This window comes from Stenotrophomonas sp. STEN083 (assembly GCF_056759195.1).
In genome coordinates this window covers 21,643-31,849 of the sequence record NZ_JBRRCU010000053.1, presented here as the reverse complement: position 1 = coordinate 31,849, position 10,207 = coordinate 21,643, and the positions used below count along the sequence as shown (strand labels likewise).

Genomic DNA, 10,207 nt, shown 5'->3' with positions numbered 1-10,207 from the left:
AAGGAAACCAAAAGAACGCACACCCTGCCCCCGCCCCCCCGCCGCGGCGCGCCGCGGGGCCACAACGCGGCCAGCATTTTTCGACCACACACCCCTGTCTCGTCGAAAAACGACGCACATCCATGTGCGCCGCCCCGTGCGGGGTCTGGTCTGCCAGCTCCGTCGCTGCGGAAGGGGCCCGGTAAGTCAAACGCTCGAGCAACAGCAACGGCAACAGCAACAGCAACAGCAACAGCAACAGCAACGGCAACGGCAACGGCAACGGCAACGGCAGCAAGAGCAATGGCCGTGATCGGCAAAGTCAGCTGCAGCCTGCTTGGACTGAATCGCGCCGCTATAGCCAAACCATGACCATTGGCCGACTCGGCAGCTGCTGTTCACTGGCTAGACTCGGTGGTTTGTCGTCATTGGGCCTAAGGCCGGGGAAAGCATGATCAAGCGGGGTTTGTTGGCGTTGTGCATGGGCTTGGCGGTGAGCGCTACGGCGCAGGCGGCCGAACAGGTGGATCTGGACATGGTCAGCAAGATCCGCCAGGAGGCGTTCCACCGTTCGCAGGTGATGGATACCTTCAGCCATCTGACCGAAACCATCGGTCCGCGCCTGAGCAATTCGCCGGCCATGACCCAGGCCAATGCCTGGAGCCGTGGCAAGTTCAACGAGTGGGGCCTGGTCAATGTGCACGACGAGGCCTTCGAGGACTTCGGTCGTGGTTGGGAATTCACTTCGGCCAGCGTCGAGATGCTGGGTCAGCGGGTACAGCCGCTGCATGCCCTGCCCAAGGCGTGGACACCGGGCACCAACGGTGCGGTGGAAGGTGAGCTGATCCAGGTCGATATCAAGAAGTTGGCCGACCTTGAGAAGTACAAGGGCAAGCTGCGCGGAAAGATCCTGCTGCTGGGTGATGCGCGCGAATACAAGCGTGGCACCGAATCCGATTCGCATCGGCATGACGCGACCTCGTTGGAAGGCCTGCAGGCCTTCACCATTCCCAAGGCGGCCGAAGAGGATCGCGCAAAACGCCTGAAGGAATTCAATGAGCGCCAGGAGCTGACCAAGGCGGTCAATGCGTTCTTCATCGAAGAAGGTGCGTTGGCGTCGATCAGCATCAGTGGCTGGGACAACGGCATCATCCGCGTGGCCGGTGGTGGTTCGCGCAAGGCCGGCGAGTCGGTGGGCATCCCGGAGCTGGCGATGATTGCCGAGCATTTCAATCCGTTGGTGCGGGCGCTCAAGGACAAGCAGACGGTGACGCTGCGGGTCAACGTGGATGCGCGCTTCACCGACGAGACCAATCAGCCTGGTCACAACACGCTGGCCGAGATCCGTGGCAGCAGCAAGGCCGACGAGATCGTGATGCTGGGTGCGCACATGGATTCCTGGCACACCGGTACCGGCGCGGCTGACAACGCTGCGGGCGTGGCGGTGATGATGGAGGCGATGCGCATCCTCAAGGCGGTGGGTGCCAAGCCCAAGCGTACGATCCGGGTGGGTCTGTGGAGTGGTGAGGAGCAGGGCCTGATTGGTTCGCAGGCGTATGTTGCGCAGCATTTCGCACGTTATCCGGAGCCGACCGATGCGACGCAGAAGGCGCTGCCGGCGTCGTTGCGCGAGCCGACGGGTCCGTTGCAGAAGCTGCGTGACTACGAGAAGTTCCAGGTCTACTTCAACATGGACAATGGTTCGGGTCGGTTCCGTGGCATCTATGCGCAGGAGAACATGGCGGCGATGCCGATCTTCGAGGCGTGGTTGAAGCCGTTCAATGATGTGGGTGCGACCACGGTGGCTACGCGCAATACCGGTAGCACGGATCACATCAGTTATGACCGGGTGGGTCTGCCGGGCTTCCAGTTCATCCAGGATCGTCTGGATTACTTCAGCAATGTGCATCACAGCCATCTGGATACCTGGGATCACGCCGAGGCGGAGGATCTGAAGCAGGCGGCGGCGATTGTTGCGTCGTTCGTCTATAACGCTGCGATGCGCGAGGAGCGCTTCCCGCGCAAGCCGTTGTTGGAGAAGTGAGTCTGGCGGTTGGCTCGCATTGCTGATTTTGGAAGGGCCGCATAGCGGCCCTTCTGCTCTTGGGCAGAACAGACAAATGCTTGGTGCATCCCTTCTCCCGCCTGCGGGGGAAGGTGCCCGAAGGGCGGATGGGGGAGCTTTGGCGTTGGCTTCGGTTGTTGCTCTAAGCAACAGCAATACCAAGAGCAAGAGCTTTCGCTCCCCTGCGGGGAGCGAGTTACTTCTCTTTGCTTGTGCAAAGAGAAGGTAACCAAGAGAAACACACCCTGCCTCCGCGCCCACGCCGCTGCGCGGCGCGGGTCCACTCCGCTGGCCGGATTTTTCGACGAGACATCCCTGTCTCGTCGAAAAACGACGCACATCCGTGTGCGCCGCCCCTGCGGGGTCTTGTCTGCCAGCTCCGTCGCTGCGGAAGGGGCCCGGTAGGTCAAAGGCTGGAGCAACGGCAACGGCAACGGCAACGGCCAAAGCCAAAGCTGCCCTCACCCCAACCCCTCTCCCGCGAGCGGGAGAGGGGCTAAAGCAGGGGTGCTGCTTTGGCGGGTGAAGGGCTGAAGCCGGTTCAAAGCACCGGGAGGGGCGAAGAGGTAAAATGCCCCGATTCCAACTTCTGCGCCCGTCATGACCGTCCGTACCCGCTTTGCCCCCAGTCCCACCGGCTACCTGCATATTGGTGGCGCCCGCACCGCGCTGTATTGCTGGCTGGAGGCGCGTCACCGTGGCGGTGAGTTCGTGCTGCGCATTGAAGATACCGACCGCGAGCGCTCCACCCAGGCCGCCATCGATGCCATCCTCGAGGCGATGGACTGGCTGGGCCTGGGCTATGACGAAGGCCCGATCTACCAGACCGCGCGCGTTGCCCGTTACCAGGAAGTGGCCGAGCAGCTGATTGCCTCGGGCAAGGCCTACTACGCTTATGAGACCAAGGAAGAGCTCGACGCCATGCGCGAAGCCGCCATGGCCAAGCAGGAAAAGCCGCGCTACAACGGCGCTGCCCGTGAGCTGAACCTGCCGTACAAGGACGACCCGAACCGGGTCATCCGCTTCAAGAACCCGCTTGAAGGCACGGTGCTGTTCGATGACCTGATCAAGGGCAATATCGAGATCGCCAACAGCGAGCTGGATGACATGGTCATCTTCCGCCCGGACGGCTACCCGACCTACAACTTCGCGGTGGTGGTCGACGATTGGGACATGAACATCAACGAGGTCATCCGCGGTGATGACCACATCAACAACACCCCGCGCCAGATCAATCTGTACGAGGCCATCGGCGCACCGGTGCCGAAGTTCGGCCATATGCCGATGATCCTGGACGAACAGGGCGCCAAGCTGTCCAAGCGTACCGGCGCGGCTGATGTGATGCAGTACAAGGACGCCGGCTACCTGCCCGAGGCACTGCTGAGCTACCTGGCCCGTCTGGGCTGGTCGCACGGTGACCAGGAGATCTTCACCCGTCAGGAGCTGATCGAGCTGTTCGACGTCACCAACTGCAATTCCAAGGCCGCGCGCCTGGACATGGCCAAGTTGGGCTGGGTCAACCAGCATTTCCTGAAGACCGAGACCCCGGAATCCATTGCCCCGCAGCTGGTTTACCAGCTCGAGAAGCTGGGTCTGGACGTCAGCAAGGGCCCAGCCCCGGTTGACGTGGTCATCGCCCTGCGCGAGCGCGTGCAGACCCTGAAGGAAATGGCCGAGAAGGCGGTGGTCTGGTACACCCCGCTGAACGAATACGACGACGCTGCGGTTGCCAAGCACTTCAAGCCTGGTGCCGACCTGCCGCTGGCCAAGGCCCGCGAGCTGCTGGCCAATGCTGAATGGACCGCCGAAGGTGTGTCGATCGCGTTGCATGACGTGGCCGCACAGCTGGAAATCGGCATGGGCAAGGTCGCTCAGCCGCTGCGCGTGGCCATCACCGGCACCCAGGTGAGTCCTGACATTTCCCACACCGTGTATCTGGCGGGACGTGAAGAGGCCTTGAAACGCATCGACGCAGCACTCATCAAGATCCCAACGGCCTGACCCTGAGGTAGACATGACCGAAGCACACTCCTGTACCGCCCCGCACCACCACGTCGAAGACGCGGCCGGCTTTGTCGCGGTGGTCGAACGGGTGTGCCGCGAGCGCGGATTGCGGTTGACCCCGATCCGCGCCAACGTGCTGCGGCTGATCGCTGAGGCCGGCAAGCCGGTCAAGGCCTACGAGCTGTTGGAATGGGTGCGCGAAGGCAAGGGTGTGGGCGCTGATGCCCCGCCCACGGTCTACCGCGCGCTGGACTTTCTGATGGCCAATGGCTTCGTGCACAAGCTGTCATCGGTCAACTCGTTCGTCGCCTGCCACCACCCGAGCAGCAACCAGCACTCAGTACCGTTCCTGATCTGCGACCGCTGCCATAGTGCTGTGGAGCTGGAAGACCGCGATATCGTCCGTCAACTCGAAGCTCGCGCCAAAGAGCTTGGTTTCAAGCCGCAGGCACAGACGCTGGAAGTGCACGGCCTGTGCGTGAACTGCGCAGGCTGAAGCTTTCAGCCCCTCTCCCTGCGGGGTGAGAGGGGGCAGCTTGCGAACCATTGGGTTCGCTGCCCCTCGAACGTCCTTGCGCCAGCGCAAGGGCCGGGGTGCGGAGCAGGGGTTGGGGTGAGGGTAAGGCTTCAAGCAGAACTGACCCATGTAGGAGCGGCGTAAGCCGCGAAGCCGATAGGCCTCGACCGCCCCGGCCACTTCGGTGCGGGCAATTGGCTATCGGCTTCGGATGTTGCAGTGGTTTCGCGGCTTACGCCGCTCCTACAACAGCCCGTCGTGCTTACGGTTTTGGTTCTGCTTCGAAGACGACGACGCCATCCTTGATGGTCTGCAGCACCTTGATGGTGTGCAGCTGGCTGCGTTCTATGGTCATTGGGTTGTCCGATAGCAGTACCAGATCGGCACGCTTGCCGACTTCGATCGAGCCCTTGCTGCTCTCTTCGCCGTACTGCCGCGCTGCCCACAAGGTGATCGCCTTCAGTGCGATCAGCGGTGATACACGCTGATCCGGCCCGAGTACTCGACCGCTGCGGGTAACGCGGTTGACCGTCGCATCCAGCACCCGCATCGAATCCGGGAATACCACCGGCGCATCGTGGTGCGAGGTGAACACCATGCCTGCATCCAGCACCCATTGCGTGGGCGAGATGTTCTCTGCGCGCTCCGGGCCGAGCACCGAGTCGCGGTGCCAATCGCCCCAGTAATAGGTGTGCATCGGGAACAACGACGGGAAGATGCCGAGACGGCGCAGTTCGCCAACCTGGTCCTTGCGCAGGGTCTGGCCGTGGATCAGCACGGGGACGAGGTGCTTGTCCGGGTACTTGGCTTCAGCGGCGGACACAGCATGGATCAGCTGATCGATGGCGGCATCGCCATTGGCATGTGCAAGCACCTGCCAGCCATGGCCCCAGGCCTGGGTGATGAGGTCGTCGACCTTGGCGGTGGGGAAGGCGGGATAGCCGGCATAGTCAGGCTTTTCGCCTTCGGGTACCTTGTAGTAAGGCTTGCTCAGCCATGCGGTCTTGCCCTGCGGTGAGCCATCCAGGCTGATCTTCACGCCGCCGATGCGGTAGTGATCAGTGTAGTTCATGCCATAGAACGGCCCTTGCATGGCCGGGTTCTGCAAGGCCACTTCAATATCGGGATAGGACACCACGTCGATCTTGAGCTTGCCGGCCTTGGCCGCCATCGGCATCAGCTGCAAGGTGCCGGCGTCACTCCTGCCGTCCTGTGCAGTGGTGTAGCCGTACTTCATGTACAACGCCTGGCCGGCTTCGAGCATTGCCAGTGACTGCTCGGCAGTCATCGCCGGCATCAGCTTGGCCAGGGCGATGTTGTGTGCGCTCTCCTCAAGCACGCCGTCAGGCACGTTGCTGCCGGGTTCGCGGCGGATCACGCCACCTGGTGGATTGGGTGTGTCGGCAGTGATGCCAGCCATTTCCAGTGCTTTGCTGTTGTAGGCGCCGAGATGGCCGGACTGGTGCATCAGGATGATCGGGATGTCGGTGGCGATGGCGTCCAGGTCCTGCCGGGTCGGATGCCGCTGTTCGACCAGCTGCGAATCGTCGTAGCCGAAGCCGATCAGGACTTTGTAGCCCTCAGGCGTGGTCGGGTGTGCGCGGAACTCGCGCATGATCTTCTGCAATGCGGGGATGGAGTTGCCTTCACCATCGGGCGCTGGCAGCAGATTGGCTGACAGCGCCTGCAGGCCGACGCCGGATACGTGGCTGTGCGCATCGATGAAGCCCGGGGTCAGGGTGTGGCCTTGCAGGTCAACCTGCTGCGCCTGCGGACTGAAGCGGCGGGCCGCCTTGCGGCTGCCGACAAAGGCGATGCGGCCGTCGCGCACAACGATTGCTTCGGCATCGGGCTGGCGGTCATCCACGGTGACGATGGGGCCGCCGGAGTACAGCGTGTCGGCGGCGTTGGCGGAGGTGGCCGTGAGTGCGGCCAGGACGGAGAGCGCCAGAATCAGTTTCACCGAGGGTTCTCCCGGCTGTGAACAGGGGTACAGCCTAGCGCACTCAGGTGAAGGCTTTGCTCTCTTCCTGTGCAAAGGGGACGATTGGGGAGGGGGGCTCTTAGGCCTTTCGCGTACTGCCGGCTTCGCGGCTTACGCCGTTCCTGCAAGATTGCTGGTAACCGCCCCTGCCGAGCATGGCTCGGCACTACCGCTGGCGCTCCCTCCCTTGCGCAGCAGGGGAGGGCTGGGGAGGGGTTGGCTTTTAAGCCTTTCGCACATTGCCAGCTTGGCGGCTTACGCCGCTCGCACAAGATTGTTGGTAACGCCCCTGCCGAGCATGGCTCGGCACTACCGTTGAGCGGGTGCTGCAGCTGTGTCTACCTCCACCACCACCGACATGCCCGGACGCAGCCGTGCGGCAAGCGCCTGGTCGGGGTCGATGGCGATGCGGATCGGTAGACGTTGCACCACCTTGGTGAAATTGCCGCTCGCGTTGTCGGGCTTGAGTACCGAAAACTCGGAGCCGGTGGCCGGGGCGATCTGTTCGATGTGGCCGCGCAGCTTTTTGCCCTGGAAGGCATCAACACTGAACGTCGCGGGCTGGCCGATCGCCATGTTCCAGGTCTGGCCTTCCTTGTAGTTGGCTACCACCCACAGCGCATCCGGGACCAGGAACAGCAGCTGGCTGCCGGCGGTAACGTATTGCCCAAGCCGCACGGTGGCCTCGGATACCTGACCATCACGCGGCGCTTTGATAACCGTGTTGTCGAGGTCGATTTTCGCCAGTTCCAAGGCGGCTTCAGCCATGGCGACCTTCGCTTCAAGGCCCTTGCGCGCCACTTCAGTGGAAGTGAGGGTTTCCTCGGCGATATGGATGGCCGCCTGCGATTGCGCCACGCCAGCAGTCGCTGCCTGCGCGGAGGCGCGCAGCTTGTCGCGGTCGCTGTTGGAGACCAGCTGCTGTGCGGCCAGGGCTTCATAGCGTTGCAACTCGGTACGGCTGCGTTGCTGCTCGGCCTGCTGCGCCGAATGATTTGCGCGGGCCGAGCTGATCTGCGCACGGTTCTGCGCCTGGCTCTGGTCGGAGTTGGCCAGCTGCGCGCGTGCGTCTTCGAGAGAGGCCAGTGCTTGATCCACCTTCTGCTGATAGATGCGCTGATCAATGCGCAGCAGCGGCTGGCCTTTCTTGACATGGTCGAAGTCGCTGACCAGTACTTCGGTGACGTAGCCGTTGACCTGCGGCGCAAGCACCGTGACCTGGCCGCGCACATAGGCGTCGTCGGTATGCATGTGTGTGCTGTTGAATGGCCACAACTGCCAGGCGCGCAGGATCAAGGTCAGCCCGATCAGGGCGACCACGATCATCACCACCACCGCGCGGCGACTGGGTCGGTTGTACTTGGACACGGCCTCGGGTGCCGGTGCTGAGGCTTTCTTTTCGGTCTTGTTGCTCATGTTTCTGCTCGGTTGTCCTGGGCCCCGGCGCGGTCACGCTGGATCACCTGTTTCACGCGTGGATTACGCAGCGTCACTTCCAGCAACAGCCAGCTCAGGAAGCAGATCGCCACCCAGCCACTGAAGGCGAACACATCGTTGAACGCGCGAACATTGGCCTCGCGCCTGGCCGCTGCCGCCAAGGCTGCACTGGCCTGCGCCTTGAGTTGTACCGGGTCGGTGATGACGCGGGCGTAGGCTTGTTGCTGCAGTTGCAGGCGGCGCGCTACCTGCGGGTCGGCGGGATTGAGCTGGCTGACCAGCGCGGTGGAATAGATGTGCTCACGGTGCAGCTGGAAACTGCTCAGGAAGGCCGAGCCGGCAAGGCTGCCGAAGCTCTGCGTCAGCGACAGGATCACGATGAAGGACACGATGTGGTCCAGCCCGCGCGCCATCGCTTGGCGTATGCCCATCAGCATCAGCGGGCCCATGAACATGCCACTGCCCACCGCCGCCAGGAACTGGCTGAGGGCGAAATCCATCGGCCGGTCCATGCTGGTGCGGTGCTGGTCGAGGAAGGCTGCACTGCCGAGCAGGATGATGGACACCAGCAACTGCGGGATCAGCGCCTTTGGCCCGAAGGTCAGCGCACCGGCAGCAATGCCGACCAGCACACCGATCAAAATTACCCCGAACAGCGGCGCCATCTGCTCCGGCCCCATGCCCAGCGCCCGCATCATCGAGATCATCCCGTAGGACTGCTCGTTGGTGAGGAAGCGGATCAGGAAGGCACCGACGATGAAGCGCAGCATCACCGGCCCCATCAGCCAGCGCACCTGCAGCAGCGGGTTGCGACGCTGGTGCTCGATGCACAGGCCGGTGGTGATCAATACCATGGCGGCGGCCAGTGCCCAGCCCAGCCACGGTGAATCGAACCACCAATGCAGGTAGCCCTGGCTCAATACCACCACCAGCAGCGCCAGGCCCGGAGCGAGCAGGGCGAAAGTAAGAAAGTCGGTGCGTTCGAAAACCTTGATCTGTATACCGGGCGGCAGCTTCAGTACCACCACCGCGGCGAAGGAGCACAGTGCCAGCCCGGCCTCGAACAGATACAGGTTCTGCCATTCGCCATGGTCGAGCAGGCTGGGCGACAACAGCCACGCCAATGGCACGGCCAGCTGCGACAGGCCAACGCCAATCACCAGCAGGTTGCCGACGTATTTGCGCGGCAAGGCCTGCAGCATGTACAGCGTGCCCAGCGTGGTACAGGCGGCACCGGCAAAGCCGCTACCGGCGCGTACCAGCAAGGTGGTCGTGTTGTTGCCGACAAACAGGTGCAGCACGGCCAGCGCGGCGTAAGTGCCCAGGCCGATCTCGGCGAACAGGCGGATGCCGTATTCCTGACGGAATTTGAACACCAGCAGGTTGGCACTGACGTTGACCATCAGATAGGCCGCCACCAACCAGTTGGCCTCGCTGGCCTGCAGCCCCATCTGCCCGGTGATCACCGGCAGGTTGGCGCTGATCAGTGCATTGCCGAGCCCGCCGGTGATTGCCACCAGCACCGCGACCGCAGCATAGGCCGCGCGCCGGTGCGGCGGATGCCAGGGCATCGAGGCCGAGCCGGGTAGGCTGGGCTTCTCGTGCTCTTCCCAGTCCGGAATGGGCTTGAGGGGCTTCATGTGCGTTCCGTTGCAGCCTGCACGGACAGGCCGGGACGCAGCAATTCAATCGCACGCCGTGCGAGGGTGGCGCGATCTTCGACGGTGCGGCCACGCAAGGCGGCGCCGAGCATGCTGGAGATCAAGGAGATATCCGACAGCTGCAGGTCAGGCCGGCACAGCCCTGCGGCCTTGGCCCGTAGCAGGGCCGGTTCGGACAGACCGAGAATACGCTCGCGTACAGCCTTGATCGTAGGTTCGTCCGGGTCCACTGCGCGCCAGTAATCGGCCAACGCAGGCGAATGCACGATGCGCTTGGCCATGCCGATGATCAGCTCGAACAATGCGTCGTCGCGCTCGCCCAGCTCGTCGACGTGTGCTTCGATCTTTTCCACGGTCCGCTGCAGCAGGGCTTCGATCAGCGCGGTGCGGTCGGGGAAGTTGCGGTAGAGCGTTGCCCGGCCCACGCCGGCGTGCGCGACCACCAGGTCGAGTGGAGCGGTGATGCCGTGCTCGCCGAACACGGCGTCGGCCGCATCCAACAGCAAAGCACGACGCATGGCGGCATCGGAACGAATGGAAGTCATGCCCATATGATCCGG

General features: G+C 63.1%; 7 protein-coding genes. 3 read left to right on the top strand and 4 right to left on the bottom strand.

What is annotated here, in order from left to right:
* The first annotated feature begins 430 nt into the window (after positions 1 to 430).
* The 3 genes from ACVOK8_RS14595 to ACVOK8_RS14585 all read left to right on the top strand — a co-directional run bounded on the left by ACVOK8_RS14595 (position 431) and on the right by ACVOK8_RS14585 (position 4,544).
* Entirely contained in the window at positions 431 to 2,023 is a 1,593-nt protein-coding gene (locus tag ACVOK8_RS14595; protein ID WP_481567461.1) for a M20/M25/M40 family metallo-hydrolase, read from the top strand.
* Between the two features lie 621 nt (positions 2,024 to 2,644).
* On the top strand, positions 2,645 to 4,045 hold the full coding sequence (gene gltX, locus ACVOK8_RS14590) for a glutamate--tRNA ligase (protein WP_481567460.1): 1,401 nt from the start codon (positions 2,645 to 2,647) through the stop codon (positions 4,043 to 4,045).
* 13 nt (positions 4,046 to 4,058) lie between these two features.
* Positions 4,059 to 4,544: a transcriptional repressor gene (locus tag ACVOK8_RS14585; protein WP_481567459.1), complete on the top strand. Its 486-nt coding sequence runs from the start codon at positions 4,059 to 4,061 to the stop codon at positions 4,542 to 4,544.
* A gap of 283 nt (positions 4,545 to 4,827) precedes the next feature.
* Here ACVOK8_RS14585 and ACVOK8_RS14580 read toward each other — a convergent pair whose 3' ends face one another.
* The 4 genes from ACVOK8_RS14580 to ACVOK8_RS14565 form a co-directional block, all read right to left on the bottom strand.
* Positions 4,828 to 6,528 carry an amidohydrolase gene (locus ACVOK8_RS14580; protein WP_481567458.1) on the bottom strand — a complete coding sequence of 567 codons (1,701 nt, stop codon included), beginning with the start codon at positions 6,526 to 6,528 and terminating at the stop codon, positions 4,828 to 4,830.
* A gap of 330 nt (positions 6,529 to 6,858) precedes the next feature.
* Positions 6,859 to 7,965 carry an HlyD family secretion protein gene (locus ACVOK8_RS14575; RefSeq protein ID WP_481567457.1) on the bottom strand — a complete coding sequence of 369 codons (1,107 nt, stop codon included), beginning with the start codon at positions 7,963 to 7,965 and terminating at the stop codon, positions 6,859 to 6,861.
* A complete protein-coding gene (locus tag ACVOK8_RS14570) occupies positions 7,962 to 9,626 on the bottom strand; it encodes an MFS transporter (RefSeq protein ID WP_481567456.1) in 1,665 nt (554 codons plus the stop codon). Before ACVOK8_RS14570 ends, ACVOK8_RS14575 begins: the two co-directional genes overlap by 4 nt.
* A complete protein-coding gene (locus ACVOK8_RS14565) occupies positions 9,623 to 10,192 on the bottom strand; it encodes a TetR/AcrR family transcriptional regulator (RefSeq protein ID WP_481567455.1) in 570 nt (189 codons plus the stop codon). The genes ACVOK8_RS14570 and ACVOK8_RS14565 overlap by 4 nt, the downstream gene beginning before the upstream one ends.
* Positions 10,193 to 10,207: the final 15 nt, after the last annotated feature.

What these genes read in the sequence shown, in the direction of transcription:
- ACVOK8_RS14565 (WP_481567455.1), bottom strand. Translation starts at nt 10,192, where the DNA reads ATGACTTCCATTCGTTCCGATGCCGCCATGCGTCGTGCTTTGCTGTTG.
- ACVOK8_RS14575 (WP_481567457.1), bottom strand. Translation starts at nt 7,965, where the DNA reads ATGAGCAACAAGACCGAAAAGAAAGCCTCAGCACCGGCACCCGAGGCC.
- ACVOK8_RS14570 (WP_481567456.1), bottom strand. Translation starts at nt 9,626, where the DNA reads ATGAAGCCCCTCAAGCCCATTCCGGACTGGGAAGAGCACGAGAAGCCC.
- ACVOK8_RS14595 (WP_481567461.1), top strand. Translation starts at nt 431, where the DNA reads ATGATCAAGCGGGGTTTGTTGGCGTTGTGCATGGGCTTGGCGGTGAGC.
- ACVOK8_RS14585 (WP_481567459.1), top strand. Translation starts at nt 4,059, where the DNA reads ATGACCGAAGCACACTCCTGTACCGCCCCGCACCACCACGTCGAAGAC.
- gltX (WP_481567460.1), top strand. Translation starts at nt 2,645, where the DNA reads ATGACCGTCCGTACCCGCTTTGCCCCCAGTCCCACCGGCTACCTGCAT.